The sequence below is a fragment of the Mycolicibacterium madagascariense genome (assembly GCF_010729665.1).
Lineage (GTDB): Bacteria > Actinomycetota > Actinomycetes > Mycobacteriales > Mycobacteriaceae > Mycobacterium > Mycobacterium madagascariense.
Genome location: NZ_AP022610.1, coordinates 3,928,141 through 3,949,905 on the forward strand (window position 1 = coordinate 3,928,141; position 21,765 = coordinate 3,949,905).

General features: G+C 68.0%; 21 protein-coding genes. 14 read left to right on the plus strand and 7 right to left on the minus strand.

The window, feature by feature from the left end:
- Positions 1-77: 77 nt before the first annotated feature.
- The 3 genes from G6N60_RS18530 to G6N60_RS18540 all read left to right on the plus strand — a co-directional run bounded on the left by G6N60_RS18530 (position 78) and on the right by G6N60_RS18540 (position 2,017).
- Complete coding sequence (locus G6N60_RS18530; protein WP_163739984.1) at positions 78-1,007, plus strand: rRNA adenine N-6-methyltransferase family protein; 930 nt, start codon at positions 78-80, stop codon at positions 1,005-1,007.
- A gap of 165 nt (positions 1,008-1,172) precedes the next feature.
- The gene (locus G6N60_RS18535) at positions 1,173-1,703 is read left to right on the plus strand and encodes a hypothetical protein (protein ID WP_163739986.1); all 531 of its coding nucleotides are present in this window, start codon (positions 1,173-1,175) and stop codon (positions 1,701-1,703) included.
- 134 nt (positions 1,704-1,837) lie between these two features.
- Complete coding sequence (locus tag G6N60_RS18540) at positions 1,838-2,017, plus strand: DUF6131 family protein (RefSeq protein ID WP_163739988.1); 180 nt, start codon at positions 1,838-1,840, stop codon at positions 2,015-2,017.
- Between the two features lie 67 nt (positions 2,018-2,084).
- Here G6N60_RS18540 and G6N60_RS18545 read toward each other — a convergent pair whose 3' ends face one another.
- The 4 genes from G6N60_RS18545 to G6N60_RS18560 all read right to left on the minus strand — a co-directional run bounded on the left by G6N60_RS18545 (position 2,085) and on the right by G6N60_RS18560 (position 5,846).
- Complete coding sequence (locus tag G6N60_RS18545) at positions 2,085-2,903, minus strand: ATP-binding cassette domain-containing protein (RefSeq protein ID WP_163739990.1); 819 nt, start codon at positions 2,901-2,903, stop codon at positions 2,085-2,087.
- 4 nt (positions 2,904-2,907) lie between these two features.
- Positions 2,908-3,966 carry an ABC transporter permease gene (locus tag G6N60_RS18550; RefSeq protein WP_163739992.1) on the minus strand — a complete coding sequence of 353 codons (1,059 nt, stop codon included), beginning with the start codon at positions 3,964-3,966 and terminating at the stop codon, positions 2,908-2,910.
- A 24-nt stretch (positions 3,967-3,990) separates the two neighbouring features.
- Positions 3,991-4,983, minus strand: coding sequence for a substrate-binding domain-containing protein (locus tag G6N60_RS18555; RefSeq protein ID WP_163739994.1), 993 nt, complete (start codon positions 4,981-4,983; stop codon positions 3,991-3,993).
- 131 nt (positions 4,984-5,114) lie between these two features.
- Positions 5,115-5,846 carry a GntR family transcriptional regulator gene (locus tag G6N60_RS18560; protein WP_163739996.1) on the minus strand — a complete coding sequence of 244 codons (732 nt, stop codon included), beginning with the start codon at positions 5,844-5,846 and terminating at the stop codon, positions 5,115-5,117.
- Positions 5,847-6,000: 154 nt separating this feature from the next.
- Between G6N60_RS18560 and iolC the strand changes: the two genes are divergently transcribed.
- The 9 genes from iolC to G6N60_RS18605 are packed head-to-tail and all read left to right on the plus strand — an operon-like array spanning position 6,001 to position 15,512.
- On the plus strand, positions 6,001-6,996 hold the full coding sequence (iolC, locus tag G6N60_RS18565) for a 5-dehydro-2-deoxygluconokinase (RefSeq protein WP_163739998.1): 996 nt from the start codon (positions 6,001-6,003) through the stop codon (positions 6,994-6,996).
- Entirely contained in the window at positions 6,989-7,885 is an 897-nt protein-coding gene (locus G6N60_RS18570; RefSeq protein WP_179969710.1) for a Cgl0159 family (beta/alpha)8-fold protein, read from the plus strand. The genes iolC and G6N60_RS18570 overlap by 8 nt, the downstream gene beginning before the upstream one ends.
- 3 nt (positions 7,886-7,888) lie before the next feature.
- The gene (iolB, locus tag G6N60_RS18575) at positions 7,889-8,758 is read left to right on the plus strand and encodes a 5-deoxy-glucuronate isomerase (RefSeq protein WP_163740000.1); all 870 of its coding nucleotides are present in this window, start codon (positions 7,889-7,891) and stop codon (positions 8,756-8,758) included.
- A 3-nt stretch (positions 8,759-8,761) separates the two neighbouring features.
- Positions 8,762-10,711: a 3D-(3,5/4)-trihydroxycyclohexane-1,2-dione acylhydrolase (decyclizing) gene (gene iolD, locus G6N60_RS18580; protein WP_163740002.1), complete on the plus strand. Its 1,950-nt coding sequence runs from the start codon at positions 8,762-8,764 to the stop codon at positions 10,709-10,711.
- A 10-nt stretch (positions 10,712-10,721) separates the two neighbouring features.
- Complete coding sequence (locus tag G6N60_RS18585) at positions 10,722-11,627, plus strand: sugar phosphate isomerase/epimerase family protein (RefSeq protein WP_163740004.1); 906 nt, start codon at positions 10,722-10,724, stop codon at positions 11,625-11,627.
- A gap of 12 nt (positions 11,628-11,639) precedes the next feature.
- On the plus strand, positions 11,640-12,659 hold the full coding sequence (locus G6N60_RS18590; protein WP_163740006.1) for a Gfo/Idh/MocA family protein: 1,020 nt from the start codon (positions 11,640-11,642) through the stop codon (positions 12,657-12,659).
- 2 nt (positions 12,660-12,661) lie between these two features.
- A complete protein-coding gene (locus tag G6N60_RS18595) occupies positions 12,662-13,537 on the plus strand; it encodes a sugar phosphate isomerase/epimerase family protein (protein WP_163740008.1) in 876 nt (291 codons plus the stop codon).
- A gap of 40 nt (positions 13,538-13,577) precedes the next feature.
- A complete protein-coding gene (locus G6N60_RS18600; RefSeq protein WP_246240836.1) occupies positions 13,578-14,474 on the plus strand; it encodes a sugar phosphate isomerase/epimerase family protein in 897 nt (298 codons plus the stop codon).
- A 36-nt stretch (positions 14,475-14,510) separates the two neighbouring features.
- The gene (locus G6N60_RS18605) at positions 14,511-15,512 is read left to right on the plus strand and encodes an adenosine deaminase (protein ID WP_163740010.1); all 1,002 of its coding nucleotides are present in this window, start codon (positions 14,511-14,513) and stop codon (positions 15,510-15,512) included.
- A gap of 1 nt (position 15,513) precedes the next feature.
- On the opposite strand, the gene G6N60_RS18610 is transcribed toward G6N60_RS18605, so the two are convergent.
- Entirely contained in the window at positions 15,514-17,058 is a 1,545-nt protein-coding gene (locus tag G6N60_RS18610; protein WP_163740013.1) for an alpha/beta hydrolase, read from the minus strand.
- An 86-nt stretch (positions 17,059-17,144) separates the two neighbouring features.
- Here G6N60_RS18610 and G6N60_RS28150 point away from each other — a divergent pair, with 86 nt between their 5' ends.
- The gene (locus G6N60_RS28150; protein ID WP_170312570.1) at positions 17,145-17,303 is read left to right on the plus strand and encodes a hypothetical protein; all 159 of its coding nucleotides are present in this window, start codon (positions 17,145-17,147) and stop codon (positions 17,301-17,303) included.
- 19 nt (positions 17,304-17,322) lie between these two features.
- Here G6N60_RS28150 and G6N60_RS18615 read toward each other — a convergent pair whose 3' ends face one another.
- Positions 17,323-18,588 carry a bifunctional glycosyltransferase family 2/GtrA family protein gene (locus G6N60_RS18615; RefSeq protein ID WP_163740015.1) on the minus strand — a complete coding sequence of 422 codons (1,266 nt, stop codon included), beginning with the start codon at positions 18,586-18,588 and terminating at the stop codon, positions 17,323-17,325.
- A gap of 87 nt (positions 18,589-18,675) precedes the next feature.
- On the opposite strand from G6N60_RS18615, the gene G6N60_RS18620 reads away from it, so the two are divergent.
- Complete coding sequence (locus G6N60_RS18620) at positions 18,676-19,467, plus strand: enoyl-CoA hydratase/isomerase family protein (RefSeq protein WP_372510990.1); 792 nt, start codon at positions 18,676-18,678, stop codon at positions 19,465-19,467.
- A gap of 80 nt (positions 19,468-19,547) precedes the next feature.
- Here G6N60_RS18620 and G6N60_RS18625 read toward each other — a convergent pair whose 3' ends face one another.
- Positions 19,548-21,722 (minus strand): glutamine synthetase III family protein, encoded by a 2,175-nt coding sequence (locus G6N60_RS18625; RefSeq protein ID WP_163740020.1) that lies wholly within the window; start codon positions 21,720-21,722, stop codon positions 19,548-19,550.
- Positions 21,723-21,765 lie beyond the last annotated feature (43 nt).

Below are 21,765 nucleotides of genomic sequence, written 5' to 3' on the forward strand. Positions count from 1 at the left end.
TGTCACGAGTCTCGCGTGAATTGACGCATGCGTCGAGGAAATGCTGGGTACTCGGTAGGGATAGAGGAGGAGTATTCATGACCATCCGACAACTCGATCGGTCTGAGTTACGCCACATCGCCAAGGCCGCCAACTTCCGCCCCAGCGCCAAACGCGGACAGTTCTACCCACATGATTCCGCCACCGTCCGCCGCGTGACGGCGGCCTGCGGAGCCCACCGCGCCGACGAGGTGCTCGAACTCGGCGCGGGCCTCGGGTCGGTGACGCTGGCCCTCCTGGACAAGGGGGCCCGGGTGACCGCGGTCGAGCCCGACGCCGCCCTGGCCCGCCAACTGCCGCACACGGTCGCCCAACACTCCCACAGTGAGATCGAGCGCCTCTCGGTGCTACATGGCGACGTCACGTCCGTGCTGCCGGCGGACCTCCCCGCCGAGCCGACGATCGCGGTGGCGAACCTGCCCGCGCCGCTCGTCGAGTCGACGCTGCTGCACCTGCTGAACGAATTCCGTGCTCTGCGTACGGTGTTGGTCCTCACCGAGTTCGTCCTGGCCGACCGGGTGTGCGCCGAACCGGGTGGACCCAAGTACCACCCGTTCGGGGCGAAACTGCGCTACTTCGGGGCCGTTCGCCGACACGGTGCGGTGACGCCGTCGGCGCTGTGGCCCATCCCCCGGTGCCACTACGGGCTGTTCGGGGTGCACCGCGACCCGCGGCAGTCGCGGCCCGCCGATGCCGAGTCACGGGGTCAGGTCTTCGGACTCGTCGACATCGCCTTCGCGCACCGTCGCAACTCCGCACGCTCCGCGTTCGCCGCGTGGGCGGGCTCCGGCCACGAGTCGGCCAAGCGGCTGCTGACGGCCAGCATCAACCCCGCGCGCCGGGCCGACGATCTCGGCATCGGAGACTTCGTGCGACTGCAGCAACGCTCCTCGGAGTTCGTCGGGGAGGGCATCGACGGCTCACCGCTGGGGCGCCAGTCGTCCCCCGCGGGCGGGTCGGGCCGATGACGGCTCTTCCGAGCAAACCGGGTCCACGTTTTTGACCGCTCCGTTAATCTTCGTGCAGACGCCCACCGCGAAGGAGAACCGCATGACGCAGCGATCAACCCACGGCAGGCGGTCGACGCGGTGACGGCGCGGCCACCCGGTCGCCGGCGGTCGACGGACGAGCCCGTGACGGCCCACCGCAGGCTCGCGGCCGGTGCCGCCGTCGCGACCTCCGTCGCGGGATTGCTCTGTGCCGCAATCGGTGTGGGCGCAGGTGCCGCCGTCGCGGCGCCGGCCACGTACGCCCTGCCCGCGTGCTACGGCCAGGGCAGCCCGCCCGTCGAGCGGCCCCGCCAAGCGCAGTTCCAGACGTGCGCCGACGGGTCGAAGGAGTTGACCGATCTCGTCTGGACGGCCTGGGGACCCGCGGGCGCCGAGGGCACCGGAACGTACAGCTACCAGGTGTGCGAGCCGAATTGCGCTGCGGGACATCGGGTGTCGTTCCCGGCCGTGGTGCACGCCGACGGGCCGCTGGCCGGCTCCGGGTGCCCGGCGGACACGCAGCTCTACGCCAATCTGGTGATCGCGTTCCCGCAGGGCGTGCCCGATGCCGCGGGTGGGCCCACCAACATCCGATTCCGCGGCATGCCCGCCACGGTGTACAGCACCGAGGGCGCCCCGGACTCCCCCACCTCGCTCGGTGACCCGGTCTGCTGACGAACAGCGCCACGACGTACAGCCCTAGGGGTGTACCGAAGACCTCCCTAGGGGTGTCAACTGAAGAGGTGCCGAGCGACCGCTCGACCGACATTCAGCGCCCCCCACGGGCGCACCGTCAGAAGGGCCCCGCCATGATCGTTCTCGGAGTCATCCTCGTCATCCTTGGATTCCTGCTCCCCACCCTGGTTCCCACGTTCGCCTTCGCCCACCTCATCCTCGTGGTCGGCGTCATCCTGCTCGTCGTCGGCGTCATCCTGGCGATCCTGGGATCGGCGGGCCGTGCCGTCGGTGGTCGCCGGCACTACTACTGATCGCCGCCGACACTACGGAAGTTGCGCAGAATCAGCCGATTTCGCGCAACTTCCGTAGTCTCGCGGGTTACTTGCGGGCGAGTTCGTGGCTGAGCGCCTCGAGTTCGTCACCACCGGCCATCTGCTGGGTGAGATGTTCCAGCGAGATCTCGTCGTAGCTGCAGTCCAGCTTCTGCCGTCCGCGGTTGAGCAGTACGAAGTGGTCGCCCACCATGTGAGCGTGATGCGGGTTGTGGGTGATGAAGATGACCCCGAAGCCCTGCTCCTTGGCCGCGGTGATGTAGCGCAGCACCATGCCCGACTGCTTGACGCCGAGCGCCGCGGTCGGTTCGTCGAGGATGAGCACCCGCGCGCCGAAGAACACCGCCCTGGCGATCGCGACGCACTGGCGCTGACCGCCCGACAGCGACCCTATCGGGGCGTCGACGTCGGGCAGGTCGATCCCCATCTTGTGCAGTTCGGAGATCGTGGTCGCGCGCATCGCGTTGATGTCGAGGGACTTCAGGAAGCCCTTCTTGCGGAGCTCCTGACCCAGGAAGAAGTTGCGCCACACCGGCATCAGCGAGACGACCGCGAGATCCTGGTACACGGTCGAGATGCCGTTGGCCAGAGCGTCCTTCGGCGACTCGAACTCCATTGCGGTGCCGTCGACGAGCAGCTCGCCCTCGGTCTGCTTGTGCAGGCCGGCGATGATCTTGATCAACGTCGACTTGCCCGCGCCGTTGTCACCGAGGACGCCGGTGACCTGCCCGGCACCCACCCGCAGGTTGATGTCCTTGAGCGCGATGATGTTTCCGTAGCTCTTCCCGACGCCCTTGAGTTCGATGAGTGGCACGCCACCACCCGACGGAGACTCGGCGATCGGCACTTCGGCAGTCGTGGTCATGGTCCTACCTTTTCGCTGCGTAGTTGCGGAAGACATTGTTGGCGATCACCGCGAACAGCAGCATGGCGCCGAGGAAGAACTTGAACCAGTCCGGGTTCCAGCCCGCGTAGACGATGCCCTGATTCGTCATGCCGAAGATGAACGCACCGATGAGCGTGCCGATCGCCGTGCCGTAGCCACCGGTGAGCAGGCAGCCACCGATCACCGCGGCGATGATGTAGAAGAACTCGTTGCCGATGCCCTGCCCGGACTGAATCGTGTTGAACGAGAACAGCAGATGCATCCCCACGAACCAGGCGCAGAAGCCGACCGTCATGAAGAGGCCGATCTTGACCTTGGTGACGGGCACGCCGACCGCACGGGCGCTGTCCTGATTGCCGCCGACCGCGAAGATCCAGTTGCCGATGCGGGTCTTGAACAGGACGTAGGTGGCGACCGCCGTGAAGAGGATCCACCACAGCACCGTGATGCGCACCGCTACGGGACCGAGCTGGATCGACGAGGCGAAGATCAGCTTGCCCGACGGGAAGCCGGCCATGTCCGAGACGCTCGGCGTGGCGACCTGACCGGCGACCAGCTTCGTCACGGCGAGGTTGACGCCGGTGAGCATGAAGAACGTGCTGAGGGTGATGAGGAACGAGGGGATCTTCGTCTTCATCACCATGAAGCCGTTGAAGAATCCGACCGCCAGTGCCACCACCAGCGACAGCGCGGCACCGACCCACAGGTTCAGATGCAGGTTGTACGAGATCATCGAGGCCGCAAGGGAAGCCGTGGTGACCGCGACACCCGAGGAGAGGTCGAACTCACCGCCGATCATCAGCAGTCCGACGCCGACGGCCATGATGCCGATCGTCGAACTGGCATACAACACCGTCGCCAGCGACTCCGGTGAGCGGAAGGGCGGCGCCAGGACGAGGAAGAAGACGAAGATGCCGATGGCCCCCACGCCCGCGCCCATCTCAGGACGAATGAGGATGCGCTGCAGCTTGTTCTGTTCCTTGACGCGTTCGTCGTGCACGACCTGATGCGTCTCGCGGTCGAGATCTGCCTGTGTAGTCATGATTTCTCTCTTCGGCTGGAGGCTTTACCGCGTGCCGGCTTTGGCGAGCGAGGCGACGGCGTCGATGTTGCCCTTGTCGATGAACGACGGTCCGGTCAGCGTCGGCGCACCGCCGCCGATCAGGTTCTTGTTGTTGATGTAGAGCCACAGGGCGTCGATGGCGAGGTACCCCTGCAGGTACGGCTGCTGGTCGACGGCCCAGTCGACCTGCCCGTTCTTGATGGCGTCCACCAGTGCGGCGTTGGTGTCGAACGTGACGATCTTCGCTTTGCTGCCTGCGTTGGTGACCGACTGGATGGCGGTCAGGGCGATCGGGGCGCCGAGCGCCACGACGTGGTCGACCGTCGGGTCCTGCTGCAGCTTGGCGGTGATGGTGGACTCGACCGAGGGCATGTCCTTGCTGTTGACGTTCAGGATCTCGGTGGACCCCTTGAAGCCCTGTGTCACACCGGCACAACGGGATTCGAGGGCGACCTGGCCCTGCTCCTGGATGACGCAGATGATCTTCTTGGCGCCGTCGCCGTTGAGCTTCTCTCCGGCGGCGATGCCCGCAAGCTTCTCGTCCTGGCCGAAGTACTCCTGCACGCCCATCTTCTTGTAGTCGTCGAACCCGGAGTTGAACGCCGTGACCGGGATGCCCGCCGCCAGCGCGGCCTTGACCGCGGGGGCCATGGCGTCGGGCTTGGCGAGCGTCACGGCGATGCCGTTGACCTTGCTGTCGAGCGCGCTCTGCACCAGGTTGGCCTGGCTCGGCGCTTCGGGGTCCGACGAGTAGCGCAACTCGATGTTGTCCTTGTCCGCGGCGGCTTGGGCGCCCTTGCGAATCAGGTCCCAGAAGGAGTCACCGGGCACCTCGTGGGTGATCATCGCGACGACCGCGCGGGGGGTGTTCACGCCGCCACCCGTACCGCCCGCGCCGCCGGTCTCGGCAGGCTTTCCCCCGGTGCTCGAGCACGACACCAGCCCGAGTGCGATCACCCCGGCTCCAGCGGTGGCTGCCAGCCGACTGAACTTCATGGTCTCTCCCGTCTGCGTGTGCCGTACGACACGGCCTGCCCACGATGTAATACGGGTCACAGCGGAAAGTCAACACTTTGTTCGGACATTAGGACTGCATGTCATATGGCAAACATGCGATCCGGGGCCGGCTAGCGATCGACCAGCGTGGTCTCGAAGTAGTACCGCGACGCCCGGTAGCAATGGTCGCCGTATTCGACGGCCTTGCCGGAATCGTCGAACGCCGTGCGGCTCATCGACAATAGCGGCGCCCCTACCTTCTCGGTCAGCAACTTGGCTTCGGTACGGGTGGCCGGCCTGGCGCCGATCCGCTGCCGCGCCAGCCTGATGTGGACGCCGCGGGCCCGAAGTGCTTGGTACAGCCCACTGCGTTCGAGTTCGCGCGCCTCCGGCGCCAGCTCGACCGGCAGGTAGTTGACCATCACCGCCAGCGGCTCGCCGTTGGCGCGGCGCAGCCGCCGGATCGTCACGATCTCGTGGCCGCTGCTCACGTTGAGCTGGGCCGCCACGTCGTCGTCGGCCTTGCCGATCTCGTACTCGAGCAGCTCGGTCGTCGGGTCCTGGCCGGCTCGGGCGAGGTCGTCGAACAGGCTGGTGAGCTCGACGCGACGGTGCACGGGATTCTGGACGACCTGGGTCCCAACGCCGCGCTTGCGCACCAGCAGGCCCTTGTCGACGATCTCCTGGATCGCCCGGCGCGTGGTCGGACGGGAGAGCGTCAGTCGCTTCGCCAGATCCAGTTCGTTCTCGAACCGGTCGCCGGGGACGAGGTGACCGTCGCGGATGGCCGCTTCGATGGCCTGTGCGAGTTGGTAATACAGCGGGACGGGACTCGACCGGTCGAGCTCTACCTCCAGCGGCACGTCGCCTCCCGTATCCGGTGACCAGACAAACTGGGCCCTAGGGTAACACCCTGCATGATCGCAAGTCAGAATGTCAGGACAAACTCTTGACAGGACGGAGTGACGGGGGGCACAGTCATGAGCGAGCCCATCATCCACCGCCCCGGGAGCTGACTTGTCCACCACTGAGTCGTTCGACGTGCTGGCCATCGGCCGCAGCGGCGTCGACGTCTATCCCCTGCAGATCGGTGTCGGCCTCGAGGACGTGACGTCCTTCGGGAAGTTCCTGGGCGGAAGCGCCGCGAACGTCGCCGTGGCCGCCGCCCGACTCGGCAACCGCGTGGCCCTCATCTCCGGCGCCGGCGACGATCCGTTCGGCCGCTTCGTCCGCGCCGAACTCGCCCGGCTCGGCGTCGACAACCGTTACGTCGCAACCCATGACGCATACCCGACGCCCGTCACGTTCTGCGAGATCTTCCCGCCCGACGACTTCCCGCTCTACTTCTACCGCCAGCCGTCGGCGCCGGATCTGCAGATCACCCCCGACGAGATCGACACCGACGCCGTCGCGTCGGCCCGCCTGTTCTGGGCGACGGTGACCGGGCTGTCCGAGGAGCCGAGCCGCAGCGCGCACTTCGCCGCGTGGGAGTCGCGCGGGGCGAGCGGACCGACGGGGACGGGCAGGGCGCCCCTGACGGTGCTCGACCTCGACTACCGACCGATGTTCTGGGACTCCCCCGCCGCGGCGACCGAACAGGTGCAGCGCGCCCTTCGGCACGTCACCGTCGCCGTCGGCAACCGCGAGGAGTGCGAGATCGCCGTCGGCGAGACCAACCCGCGCAAGGCCGCCGACGCCCTGCTGGACCTCGGCGTGGAACTCGCCATCGTCAAGCAGGGGCCGCGCGGCGTGCTCGGCAAGACCAGGCACAGCTCGGTCACCGTGCCGCCCAACGACGTCGACGTCGTCAACGGTCTGGGGGCCGGAGACAGCTTCGGCGGCAGCCTGATTCACGGTCTCCTGCACGGCTGGCCGCTGGAGAAGACGCTGCGCTACGCCAACGCGGCGGGCGCCATCGTGGCGTCGCGTCTCGAATGCTCGACCGCCATGCCCACCGCCGCGGAAGTGGCCGAACTCGCCGAACGTACCGCCGTGGAGGCCGTCAATGTCTGACCTGCTGGCCCGTCCCGCGGTGTGCGCGGACTACGCCGCCGTCACCGATCTGCGCGCCACCGATCCCGGCGCGATCGCCCGCGCGTGGGAGGCCCGCACGACGCGGCCCACCCTGCGGGGCGACGGTCGCCTGATGATCGTGGCCGCCGACCACTCCGCGCGGGGTGCGCTCGCGGTCGGCAACCGTCCGACCGCCATGAACAGCCGCACCGACCTCCTCGACCGGTTGCGCGCCGCGCTCGCCGATCCCGGCGTCGACGGCGTGCTCGCCACCTCCGACATCCTCGACGACCTGGTGCTGCTCGGCGCGCTCGAGGACAAGGTGGTCTTCTCGTCGTTCAACCGTGGCGGCCTCGCCGGCGCGGCCTTCGAGTTCGACGACCGGATGACCGCCGCCACCGCGGCGTCGACCGCGGCCGCGAAGATGAACGGCGGAAAGATGTTGTGCCGCATCGCCCTCGACGATCCGGGCACGGTGGCCACGATGACGGCGTGCGCCAGGGCCGTCGACGAGCTGGCCGCCCGCGGTCTCATCGCGATGGTCGAGCCGTTCATGTCCCGCCGCGTCGACGGCAAGGTGGGCAACGACCTGAGTCCCGACGCCGTCATCAAGTCGGTGCACATCGGCCAGGGCCTGGGCTCGACGTCGGCCTACACCTGGATGAAGCTGCCCGTGGTCCCCGAAATGGACCGCGTCATGGAGGCCACCACCCTGCCCACCCTGCTGCTCGGGGGTGATCCCGCCGATCCCGACGAGGCCTTCGCCGCGTGGGAGAAGGCGTTGGGCCTGCCGTCGGTGCGCGGTCTGATCGTCGGGCGAACGCTGCTCTACCCCGCCGACGACGACGTCAGCTCCGCGGTCGCCACCGCGGTCTCGATGGTGAGGTGAATCGTGCATAGCAAGCTGTACATCCCGGCCCGCAGCGCCGAACTCCCGTTCACGGTGGACGTGACGCCGGAGTCGGCCGGGTGGTCCGAATCCTCGCTTCGGGTACTCGAACTCGATGACACCCAAACCGCCGAACTTCGTACCGGTGACACCGAGGTGATGATCCTGCCGCTGGCCGGCGGCGGGACCGTCGAATGCGACGGGACGACCTTCGAACTGGCGCAACGTGATTCGGTGTTCGACGGGCCGTCGGACATGGTGTACCTCGGCATCGACCAGACCTACGCGATCACCGGTGAGGGCCGCTTCGCGATCTGCGGTGCGCGTGCGCGGAATTCGTTTCCGAACCGCCGGGTGGCGGCCGCCGACGTGCCGGTCGAACTGCGGGGTGCGGGCAACTGCAGCAGGCAGGTGCACAACTTCGGCACCGCGGGCGTCTTCGAGGCCGACTCGCTGATCGCCTGCGAGGTCATCACGCCGGGCGGCAACTGGTCGAGCTACCCCGCCCACAAGCACGACGAGAACACGCCGACCGAGTCCGAACTCGAGGAGATCTACTACTTCGAGATCGCGCCTGGGCCAGACCACTCGAGGGGCTTCGGCTACCACCGGGTCTACGGCACCCCCGACCGTCCGATCGAGGTCCTCGAAGAGGTGCGCACGGGCGACGTGGTGCTGGTGCCGCACGGCTATCACGGCCCGTCGGTCGCCGCGCCGGGCTATCACATGTACTACCTGAACGTCATGGCCGGACCGGGCGTGGAGCGCGCCTGGAAGATCGTCGACGATCCCGAGCACGCCTGGCTACGCGGCACCTGGGACGACCAACCCGTCGATCCCCGCCTGCCGCTACACGACCCACGAGGAGCCTGACCCATGGTGTCCACCGCACCCAAGCGCGCCGAGAAGGTCGCCGACTCCGAGGCCACCGTGCGACTCACCGTGGCGCAGGCCACGATTCGATTCCTCGCCAGCCAGTACGTCGAACACGACGGCGTGCGGACGAAGTTCTTCGCGGGCGCCTTCGGCATCTTCGGCCACGGCAATGTGGCGGGGCTCGGCCAGGCGCTGCTGCAGGACGAGATCGCCGCCGTCGAGGCAGGCACCGAACCGTCGTTGCGGTACGTGCTCGGCCGCAACGAGCAGGCCATGGTGCACAGCGCCGTCGCCTATGCGCGGCAGAAGGATCGGCTGCAGACGTGGGCCGTCACCGCCAGCGTCGGACCGGGCTCGACCAACATGCTGACCGGCGCCGCGCTCGCGACCATCAACCGGCTGCCCGTACTGCTGTTACCCGCCGACACGTTCGCGACGCGGGTGAGCTCGCCGGTGCTGCAGGAGTTGGAGCTGCCGTCCTCTGGTGACGTGACGGTCAACGACGCCTTCAAACCGCTGTCGCGCTACTTCGACCGCGTCTGGCGGCCCGAGCAGCTGCCCGCCGCACTGCTCGGGGCGATGCGCGTCCTGACCGACCCCGTCGAGACGGGCGCGGCCACCGTCGCGATCCCGCAGGACGTGCAGGCCGAGGCGCATGACTGGCCGGAATCGCTGTTCGCCGAACGCACGTGGCACGTGGCGCGGCCCATGCCGGAGCGTTCGGTCATCGCCCGTGCGGCCGAAGTCATCCGCTCCGCGCGCAGGCCGCTCATCGTCGCGGGCGGTGGCGTCATCTACTCCGGCGCGACCGACGCGCTCGCCGCGTTCTGCGAGCGGACCGGCATCCCCGTCGGACAGAGCCAGGCCGGCAAGGGCGCCCTGCCCTACGATCACCCGCAGTCCGTCGGCGCCATCGGCTCGACCGGCACCACCGCGGCCAACGCACTCGCGACCGAGGCCGACGTCGTCATCGGGATCGGCACGCGCTACAGCGATTTCACCAGTGCGTCGCGGACGGCGTTCAACGATCCGGACGTTCGATTCGTCAACCTGAACGTGGCGTCGATCGACTCGGTCAAGCAGGGCGGCGTCAGCGTCGTCTCCGATGCGCGCGAGGCGATCGAGGCCCTGGGCGCCGCGCTCGGCGACTACTCGGTGAGCGACGAATACCGTTCCCGCACGGCGGCACTCGCCGCGGAGTGGGACGACGTCGTGTCGGCAGCCTATGCGACCGACGACGGTGCCGCACTCAACCAGAACCAGGTGATCGGCCTGGTCAACACGCTGTCGGATCCGCGCGACGTCGTGGTCTGCGCGGCCGGTTCGATGCCCGGTGACCTGCACAAGCTGTGGCGCACCCGGGACCGCAAGGGCTACCACGTCGAATACGGCTACTCCTGCATGGGTTACGAGATCGCCGGCGGCATTGGCGCCAAGATGGCCGAACCCGACCGCGACGTGTTCGTCATGGTCGGTGACGGCTCCTATCTGATGATGGCGACCGAACTGGTCACCGCGGTGCAGGAGAACGTCAAGGTCATCGTCGTCCTGGTGCAGAACCACGGGTTCGCGTCGATCGGTGGACTGTCGGAGGCGTTGGGCTCCCAGCGGTTCGGGACGGCCTACCGATATCGCAGCGACGACGGCCGCCTCGACGGTGACACGCTGCCCGTCGACCTGGCGGCCAACGCCGCCAGCCTCGGCGCGGACGTCATCCGCGTGGTGACGGCCGCGGAGTTCACCGATGCCGTCAAGGTCGCCAAGGCCAGTGACCGCACGACGGTCATCCACGTCGAGACCGACCCGCTGATCTTCGCCCCCGACAGTGAATCCTGGTGGGACGTCCCGGTATCCGAGACGTCCACCCTGGAGTCCACCCAGACCGCGTACCAGACCTACGCGGACTGGAAGAAGATCCAGCGTCCCCTCATCCGACCCTCCGACAGTTAGGAATCAGTACGTGAGCACCATCGTGGTCGGATCGGCCCCCGACTCCTGGGGCGTGTGGTTTCCCGACGACCCGAACCAGACCCCCTACACCCGCTTCCTCGACGAGGTGTCCGCCTCCGGCTATGAGTGGATCGAGCTGGGCCCCTACGGGTATCTGCCGACCGACCCACAGCAGCTGGCCGACGAGCTCGCGGCCCGCAACCTGAAGCTGTCGGCGGGCACGGTGTTCGAACACCTGCACCAAGATGATTCGTGGGACGCCGTCTGGAAGCAGATCGAGGACGTCGCCAAGCTGACCGCGGCCGTGGGTGGCAAGCACGTCGTCGTCATCCCCGAGATGTGGCGCGACCCGTCCACCGGCGCCGTCCTCGAGGATCGCCATCTGAGCACCGAGCAGTGGCGCAAGAAGACCGAGGGCATGAACGAGCTCGGCAAGGCGATGTTCGAGAAGTACGGTGTCCGTGCGCAATACCATCCGCACGCCGACAGCCACGTGGACACGCAGGACAACGTCTACCGCTTCCTCGACGGCACCGACGGCGAGTTCGTCAACCTCTGTTTGGACACCGGCCACATCTCCTACTGCGGCGGTGACAACCTCGCCATCATCGAGCGCGCGCCGGACCGCATCGGCTACCTGCACCTCAAGCAGGTCGACGAAGCGGTGCGCGCGAAGGTCGAGGCCGAGGACCTCCCGTTCGGGGAGGCCGTCAAACTCGGCGCGATGACCGAACCCCCACTGGGCATTCCGGACATGCCGCCGCTGCTGGCCGCGATCGAGCGGCTCGGCATCGACGTGTTCGCGATCGTCGAGCAGGACATGTATCCCTGCGCCGTCGACGCTCCCCTGCCCATCGCGCAGCGCACCCGAAAGTACCTGGGGTCCTGCGGCATTCCCTCCGTCCGATTCAGCTAGGAGCACCACGACATGTCCGACTTGAGAATCGCCGTCCTCGGCGTCGGCATCATGGGCGCCGACCACGTCGCCCGGCTGACGTCCCGCATCTCCGGCGCCAGGGTCACGGTGGTCAACGACTATCTGACGGAGAAGGCCGATGCGCTCGCCGCCACCATCCCCGGGTGCCGGTCGATCTCGGATCCGCTCGACGCCATCGCCGATCCGGACGTGGACGCCGTCGTGCTCGCCACGCCCGGCCCCACGCACGAGAAGCAACTCCTGGCATGCATCGAGAACGACAAGCCGGTGCTGTGCGAGAAGCCGCTCACCACCGACGTCGCGACGTCGCTGGAGGTGGTCAAGCGCGAAGCCGAGCACCACCGTCGGCTGATCCAGGTGGGTTTCATGCGCCGCTTCGACCGCGAGTACGCCCAACTGAAGGCGCTGCTCGACGGTGGAGAGCTGGGCCGGGCACTGGTGCTGCACTGCGCGCACCGCAATCCGGCGGTGCCACAGAGCTTCGACAGCGCCATGGTGGTCCGCGACTCCCTGGTGCACGAGGTCGACGTCACGCGGTTCCTGTTCGACGAGGAGATCGCGTCGATCCAGATCATCACGCCGTCCGCCAATCCCGGTGCGCCAGAAGGCCTCGCCGATCCGCAGATCGCCATCATGCGCACGGTGTCGGGACGTCACGTCGACGTGGAACTGTTCGTCACCACCGGCGTGGCCTACGAGGTGCGCACCGAGGTCGTCGCCGAGAAGGGCAGCGCGATGATCGGGTTGGACGTCAACGTGATTCGCAAGACCGCCGCCGGCACCTGGGGCGGTCAGATCACCCCGGGCTTCCGCGAGCGGTTCGGGCAGGCCTACGACACCGAGTTCCAGCGCTGGGTGGACGCCGTCGCCAGCGGCTTCAACGTCGACGGTCCGGGAGCGTGGGACGGCTACGCCGCGTCGGCGGTGTGCGAGGCGGGCGTGGCCTCGCTGAACGGTGGCGGCCCCGTCGAGGTCGCGATGGTCGCGCGCGACTCGATCCCCGGCGCGTAGCCATGAAGATCGCGCTGGACCCCACGCCGTTCCATCACGACTACGAGCTGCTCGACTTTCCGCGCCTGGCAGCCGAATTGGGCTATGAGCATCTGCAGCTCACGCCGCACCGCGACTTCATCCCGTTCTTCAACCATCCCCGCGCCGACGACGACCTGGTCGCGAAGCTGCGTGCGGCGTGTGCGGACGCCGGCGTCGGCATCGCCTCGGTGCTGCCGGTGCAGCGCTGGTCGGGTCCCGACGAGGACGCCCGCGAAGCGGCAGTGCGGAACTGGAAGCGCATCATTCAGATCACCGTCGACCTGGGCGTCGATGTGATCAACACCGAGTTCTCCGGGCGGCCCGAACGCGCCGAGGAATCCGAACGCGCGTTCTTCCGGTCCATGGAGGAGCTGCTGCCCCTCGTCGAGCGCGAAGGCATCGACGTGCGCATCGACCCGCACCCCGACGACTTCGTCGAGGACGGGCTCGAAGCGGTCCGCATCATCCGCGGGCTGAACTCCCCCAACGTGGGCATGGTCTACGTCGCGTGCCACACCTTCCACATGGGCGGAAACATGACCGAGATCATGCGCGCCGCCGGCGATCGGCTGCGGCTGGTGCACGTCGCCGACACCATGGATCACCACCGCAGCCACGGCCTGCGCTACATCACCAACCCGCCCGGCAATCCCGTTCGGGTGCACCAGCATCTCAAGATCGGCGACGGCGACGTCGACTGGGACGAGTTCTTCTCCGGGCTCGCCGAGATCGGGTTCTACGACCGCCCGGACACCGTCATGGTGTCCTCGGTGTTCGCCGAGGACGAGAACGCGCACGACGTCTCGCGCTACCAGCTCGCCACCATGACCGACTACGTCGCGAAGTACACCGCCTGACGAACTCCCCGAGACTGCTGGGAGATGGCCGAATCGGGCCGTGTCGCGATCTCCCAGCAGTCTCGGCGACGAGGACGAGGACGAGGATCCAGTGACACGCCAGTTGATCGCCACCGCGTGGAGTAGCGCAGGCGACACCTCCCCCATGCGCGCGCCCGCGACGAGCCCGGTGCCCATTGCCGACCGGGTAGCGGCCATTGCGGACGCTGGGTTCGACGGAATGGGGCTCATCGCCGACGATCTGGTAGCAATACGCGACGACATCGGGTTCGCCGCGCTGCGGGACCTGATCGCCGACGCGGGCCTCGTCCACGTCGAGATCGAACTGCTCGAGAGGTGGTGGATTCCGCGCGGTGAAGCCGGTCATACCTACGACGTCCGCGACCTCCTCTTCGACGCCGCCGAGGTCCTGAGGCCGGAGATGATCAAGATTGGTTCGGAGAACGGCCCACCGACCTCCGACCCGACCGCACTCGCCGGGCCGTTGCACGATCTTGCCGATCAGGCCGTCGACCATGGGACCAGAGTGGCCATCGAGACGATGCCGTTCTCGGCGATCGCCACCGTGCCCATGGGGGCCGAGATCGTCAGAGCGACCGGTCATCCGGCGGCGGGACTGCTGGTCGACGCCTGGCACGTCTTTCGGGCCGACACCACGTTGGCCGAGCTGCGCGCCTGCCTGACGCCCGAGATGATCTTTGGTGTCGAGCTCGACGACGCCGCGGCACACGTCGTGGGAACGCTCTTCGAGGACACCGTGGAAAACCGGTTGCTTTGCGGCGAAGGCAGTTTCGACCTCGTCGGCTTGGTCGCGACGCTACGCGACGTCGGCTTCGACGGGCCGTGGGGTGTCGAGATCCTCGCGGCGGGATACCGGACGCTGCCGGTGGATCAGGCCCTCACGCTCGCGGCGGAGTCCGCATTGACGGTGCTGTAGCGGCGACGAGGCCCCTGGGCGACCTACGATCGGGGGATGACGTCCATTCCGCCCACTCGCCTGCCGTGCGCCGAGTTGCACCTGCACCTGGAGGGCACCCTCGAGCCCGAGACCATCTTCGCCCTGGCCGAACGGAATCGGATCGACCTTGAATATCCGGACGTCGAGACCCTTTCTGCGCAATACGAATTCAGCGACCTGCAGTCGTTCCTGAATCTGTACTACGCCAACATGGCCACGTTGCGCACCGCCGTCGACTTCGCCGAGATGACCGACGCCTACCTCGCGAGGGCCGCGGGCGCCGGCGTCCGGCACGCCGAGGTGTTCCTCGACCCGCAGGCGCACCTGGTCCGCGGTGTCGCGCTGGAGGAGGTCATGGACGGCGTCTCGACCGCGCTGGGGTCATCGATGGCCACCCATGGAATCAGCAGCGGCCTCATCGTCACGATGCTCCGCGACCACACCGCGCAGTCGGCGATGGACGTGCTGGAAGCCGTTCTCGCACTGGGCACTCCGATTCTGGGGATCGGACTCGACTCCGCCGAGGTGGGGCATCCGCCGTCCAAGTTCGTTAACGTCTTCGCCCGAGCGCGCGCCGAGGGCCTGCACGTCGTCGCGCACGCCGGCGAGGAGGGCCCGCCGGCCTACGTCTGGGAGGCACTCGACCTGCTTCAGGTCGAGCGCATCGACCATGGGATCCGCTGCCTCGAAGACGATGGACTCGTCGAACGCCTTGTCGCCGAACGCATTCCGCTGACCGTGTGCCCGCTGTCCAACGTCCGCCTCCGGGTCGTCGACGAGATCGGCGCACACCCCCTGCCCGCCATGCTGGCCAGGGGACTCAACGTCACCGTCAACTCCGACGACCCGGCCTACTTCGGCGGTTACCTCGACGACAACCTGACCGCCGTGCGCGACGCCTTCGACCTCGACCCGGCGGTGCTCACCACGCTGGCCCGCAACTCCGTCGACGCCTCCTTCGCCGACGACGCCCGCAAGGCCGCCCTGCACGCCGAGATCGCCCGCGCGGCCGGCTAGGTCAGCACGTGGTGCCCACCGCCGGCAGCGTGAGGTCGGTGAGGTAGGTCGAGGCCGCGCCGTCGACGCAGGTGTTGCCCTGGAAGACCACCGTGTGCTGCGTGCCGTCGAAGGTCAGCAGGCGGCCGCCGAGCTCCTTGGCCAGGTCGACGCCGGCCTGGTAGGGGGTGGCAGGGTCGTGGGTCGTGGACACCACCAGCACCGGCGGCAGACCGGGCGTCGACGCGACGTGCCTGCTGCCGGTGGGGGGCACGGGCCAGAACGCGCAGTCGTCGAGCGGGGCGTCACCGGTGAACTGGCCGTAGGCCATGAAGGGCGCGACCTGCCTCAGCTGGCGATCCTCGTCGATGACCTTGGCGCGGTCGGTGACGGGCTTCTCGTCGACGCAGTTGATGGCGATCTGGGCGTCGCTGGAGTTCGAGTAGTGGCCGTCCTCGTCGCGGTTGCTGTAGGCGTCGGCCAGTTTGAGCAGCGTGTCCCCGTGCCCGTGGGACAGTTCGGTCAGCCCGTCGGTGAGGTGCTTCCACAACCCGGGGGTGTAGAGCGCCATGATGGTTCCGGTGATCGCGTCGCTGTAGCTCAGCCCGCGGGGATCCTGGGTGATGGCCGGCTTGGCGACCAACGGGTTCACCATCTGGTGGTAGACGTCGTTGATCTTGGCGGGGTCGGTGCCGAGCGGGCACGAGGCGTCCTTCGCGCAGTCGGCGGCGTAGTCGTTGAACGCCTTTTGAAAACCCGCGGCCTGGTCGATGTTGGACTGGATCGGGTCAGCGTCCGGATCGACTGCGCCGTCGAGGATCATGGCCCGCACCTTGTCGGGGTAGGCCTCGGCGTAGGCCGAGCCGATCGCCGTGCCGTAGGAGTAGCCGAGGTAGGTCAGCTTGGCGTCCCCCAGCGCGCCGCGGAGCACGTCGAGGTCCTTTGCGACGTTGACGGTCCCGACGTTGGCCAGGAATTCCTTGCCCATCTTGTCGACGCAGCGCTGGACGAACTTCTTCTCGGTGTCCTCGATGTGTGCGACGCCCGCGGGGCTGTAGTCGACCTGCGGGTCGGCGCGCTCCGCGTCCGCCTCGGCGTCGGTGTTGCAGCGCAAGGTGGGCGTCGACGACGCGACGCCGCGCGGATCGAACCCGACCAGATCGAAGCTCTCGCGGACCTGGCTGGGTAGCGACTCGACGATGCTGACCGCCGCATCGACGCCGGACTCCCCCGGCCCGCCGGGATTGATCACCAGCGAGCCAATCTTCTTGCCGGTGGCGGGAAATCGGATCAGCGCAAGGTTCGCGGTGCCGTCCTGCGGCTTGGCGTAGTCGATCGGCACCGTGATCTTGCCGCACTGCGCGCCGTCGGGGAGCTGGCCGGCGTCACCGCCGGCGAGCACGTGGCACGGCTTCCACGAGACGGTCTGATCGGAGAAGTTCTGGGGCGAGGCGACCGACTTGCCCTGCACCGTGGTGGCGCATCCGGACCCAGACGCCACGACGACGACCAGCGCGCTGCAGATCGACGTCCATCGGCGGACGGGGCCGCGGGGAAACCAGCTCATGACCGACATGCTGCCAGGGCTATCTGAGAGGACGGCACATGGACGGCCACACTTGAACGCCGCCAACCCGGGGTACCCCGCCCCACATGAGCCAGGACTGTGCGGGCAGCGGACACGAACTTCCCCAGGAACCACCCCCGAACGAGGCCGCCACCTGTCCGGAGTGCGGTCGGGAGGTCAGGGTCGACGTCGCGGAGGCCGACGACGGTCAGCGCGTCACCGTCGAACGCCACCAAGCCGTCTGAGTCCTTCGGCGCGCCGGGGTCAGCGCGACCGGCGGGGCGCGAAGACCCAGGCGCGGAGCAGGACGAACCGGATCAGGGTCGAGGCGAGGTTCGCGGCGATCAGCATGACGACCTCGACCGCCCGGGCGGGTGACGCGACCATCGCGTGCAGGGCGTCGAGTGACCCGCTGGTGATGGCCAGCGTGATCGCGAAGACGACGAGCCCCTGCAGCTGATGACGACCGGCGTTGGTGCTGCCCCGCACCCCGAAGGTGAACCGTCGGTTGGCGGCGGTGTTGGCGACCGCGGTGATCAACAGTGCGGCCAGGTTGGCGCCCTGGGCGCCGAGCCATCCGTGCAGCATGACGAACAGCACCAAATATGCTGCGGTGCTGGCGATTCCGATGGCACCGAAGCGCAGCACCTGCTGCAGCGAGGACACCTGCGGCGTCGGCGCGGGGACGGCGGGCGCCAACTCGCCGGCGATCGCGTCGACGGGAATCGCACCGGCGCGCAGGCCCTTGCGCATGCGGGCGACGCCCTTGAGGTCGGCGGTCGCGGTGGCGACGATGTCGACGCGGCTGTCGGGGTCGTCGATCCAGTCGACGGGAACCTCGTGGATGCGCAGTCCGCTGCGCTCGGCCAGCACCAGCAGCTCGGTGTCGAAGAACCAGCCGGTGTCGGCCACCCACGGGAGCAGGCGCTGCGCGACGTCGGCCCGGATCGCCTTGAAGCCGCACTGGGCGTCGGAGAAGTGCGCCGACAGCGTCGACTTGAGGATCAGGTTGTAGCTCCGTGAGATGAATTCGCGCTTGGGGCCGCGCACCACCCGCGAGGACGGGTTCAGCCGGGTGCCGATCGCGACGTCGGAGTGACCGGAGATGAGCGGCGCCACCAGCGGCCCGAGGGCCGCGAGGTCGGTGGACAGGTCGACGTCCATGTAGGCCAGCACCGGAGAGTCCGACGTCGACCACACCGCGTTGAGCGCCCGGCCGCGGCCCTTCTGCTCCAACCGGACCGTGCGGACCCCGGGCAGTTCCTCGGCCAGCGCGGCGGCGATGAGCGGGGTGTCGTCGACGCTCGCATTGTCGGCGATGGTGATCCGCGCGGAGAACGGGAAGTTCGCCTCGAGGTAGGCGTGCAACCGCCGGACCGAACCGGCGAGTGCGACCTGCTCGTTGTAGACCGGCACCACGACGTCGAGCACGGGCACGCCGAGCGCCTCGGCGAGCAGTGCGGCGTTGGGCCGGGTGGCGAATCCGGAACGCGTGGGGGTGTCGATGCGGTCGACCATCGTCTCAGTCATGTCTTCATGGTGGGCTCCGCCCATATGTGGGGAGTTTGTCCTACCTACGAGTGAGCTATGAGTCCTGTCCATGACACGCTGGTGGGCGTGCCTAGCGAACCCATCACCGTCACCCGCACCAGGACGCCGGCAGGCGCCGACGTCGCCACCCTGACCTTCGACCACGGACCGCTCAACCTGTTCGACCAGTCGATGTTCGACGCCTTGACCAGGCACGTCGCCGAGATCGCCGCCGACCCCCCGCGGGCGCTGCTGCTGCGCGCCGAGGGGAAGGTCAACTCCGGCGGCGTCGACGTCCACCTCTTCCAGGGTCTGACCCCGCAGCAGGGCGCCGACCTGTGGCGCAAGAACTTCGCCGAGATCGTCGACCCGCTGGAGGCACTGCCCTGTCCGGTGGTGTTCGCGGCGCACGGCCTGACGCTCACCGCGGCGTTCGAGATCGCGCTCGCGTGCGACCTCATCCTGGCCGCGCCACGCGCGAAGTTCGGGCTCGTCGAGACCGTCGTCGGCCTGACGCCGTCGATGGGCGGACCGCAGCGGCTGGCCGAGCGCGCGGGCTCGGGCCGCGCCCGCGAACTCGTCATGACCGCGGGCCTCTACGACGCGGCGACGATGCTGGCGTGGGGCGTCGTCAACGAGGTGCACGACGACGTCGATGCGGCGGCCCGCGCGCTCACCGACCGCCTCGCCGACGGCCCGACGCGCGCGCACGCGGCAACCAAGGCCATCGTCGCGGCGTGGCGTTCGGGCGGGGTCAAGCATGCCGACGAGGTCACCTCGGAGGTGTCGGGTCCACTGTTCGACACCGACGACCTCAAGGGCGCCGTCGTCAGCTTCCTCGAACAGGGCCCGGGCAACGCGACGTATCAGGGTCGCTGATCCCCTGACCCGCCGAGCGCACGGTTGTTGACGCGTTTCTCGAGTGCGCGCGTCAACAACCGTGCAGTCGACGAACCGGGTCAGAGGATGTAGAGCATCTCCTGGTAGGTGGGCAGCGGCCACAGGTCGTCGGCCACCAGGTTCTCCAATGTGTCTGCGGCCCAACGGACGTCGTCCATCAGCGCCAGCAGGCTCTGCGCGTGCGCGGCCTCCTCGGCGGCACTGTCGCCACCGTGCGCGTCCATCCCCGCCTTGAGCGCGCCCAGTGCGGCGGTCAGGTCGGAGATGGGCTTGGACACCGTCTGCAGCATCGTGGTGTCGGCCTCGACGCCGGCCGCCTTGAGCGCCGCGACGTTGGCCGCCAACTCCGTCTGGTAGCGGATCGCCGCGGGCAGGATCACGGTCGAGCCCACCTCCAGCGTCAGCTTCGCCTCGACGTTGACGGTCAGCGCGTACATCTCGTAGCGGACCTCCTCGCGGCTGTGCAGCTCGCGGGAGTTGAAGACGCCGTACTTCTCGAAGACCTCGATCGCCTCGGGCTTCACCAGCTCGGGGATGGCGTCCAACGTCGTCTTGAGGTTCGGCAGCCCACGCTCGGCGGCCTCGGTCTGCCAGTTCTCCGAGTAGCCGTCACCGTTGAACACGACGGCGCCGTGCTCGGTGATGATCTCGGTGAGCAGCTTCTGCACGGCCGTGTCGAACTCCTCGCCGTCGCCGACGGCCTTCTCCAGCCACGTCGCCATGTAGTCCAGCGAGTCCGCCATGATCGTGTTGAGGATGATCATCGGCACGTTGATGGTCTGGCCAGAGCCCGGCGCGCGGAACTCGAAGCGGTTGCCCGTGAAGGCGAACGGGCTGGTGCGGTTGCGGTCGCCGGGATCGGTCGGCAGCTCGGGCAGGGTGTCGACGCCAATGATCATGGTGCCCTTGCCCTTCGACGACGTCGCCGCGCCCTTGGCGATCTGCTCGAAGACGTCGGCGAGCTGATCGCCGAGGAAGATCGAGATGATGGCCGGCGGTGCCTCGTTGGCGCCGAGGCGGTGGTCGTTGGTGGCCGAGGCCACCGAGACCCGCAGCAGTCCGGAGAACTTGTGCACCGCGCGGATGACGGCCGCGCAGAACACCAGGAACTGGGCGTTCTCGTGTGGGGTGTCGCCCGGCACCAGGAGGCTGCCGAACTGCGAATTGCCGAGTGAGAAGTTGACGTGCTTGCCCGATCCGTTGACGCCGGCGAACGGCTTCTCGTGGAACAGGCACTCCATGCCGTGCTTCTTGGCGATCGTCTTGAACGTCGTCATCAGCAGCTGCTGATGGTCGGCGGCGATGTTGGCCCGCTCGAACATCGGGGCGATCTCGAACTGGCCGGGCGCGACCTCGTTGTGGCGCGTCTTGGCCGGGATGCCGAGCTTGAACAGCTCACGCTCGGTGTCCATCATGAAGCCGAGCACGCGATCGGGGATGGCGCCGAAGTAGTGGTCGTCGAATTCCTGCCCCTTGGGCGGCTTGGAGCCGAACAGGGTGCGACCGGCGTTGATCAGGTCGGGGCGGGCCAGGAAGAAGTGCCGGTCGACCAGGAAGTACTCCTGCTCGGGGCCGCAGAACGACACGATGTGGTCGAAGTCCTCGTGTCCGAACAGCTTCAGGATGCGCTCGGCCTGCGCGCCCATGGCCTGCTGGCTGCGCAGCAGCGGGGTCTTGTAGTCCAGTGCCTCACCGGTCATCGAGACGAAGACCGTCGGGATGCACAGCGTGTTGCCGTTCGGGTTCTCCAGGATGTAGGCCGGGCTGGTGACGTCCCAGCCGGTGTAGCCGCGCGCCTCGAAGGTGCTGCGCAACCCGCCCGACGGGAAGCTCGACGCGTCGGGCTCACCCTGCACCAGCGTCTTGCCCGCGAACTCGGCCAGCGTCTGGCCGTCGCCGACGGGTTCGAGGAAGCTGTCGTGCTTCTCCGCCGTCAGCCCGGTCATGGGATAGAAGACGTGCGCGTAGTGCGTCGCACCCTTGCTCAACGCCCAGTCCTTCATCGCCGCGGCGACGGAGTCGGCGACCGACGGGTCGAGCTTGACGCCCTTCTCGATCGTGGCGACGACGGACTTGTAGACCGACTTCGGCATCCGCAGTCGCATCTCGGCCATGGTGAAGACGTTGGCACCGAAGATCTCACCGGGTTCCTCACCGGGGTCGAAACTCTTCGGCGGAGGCACGTACGCCTCGACGTTGTTGATCGCCTGTAGACGTACGGCATTTCCGCTCAATGGAGTTCCTCTTCCCCGCGTGAGCCCGCGGCTGATGTGGCGG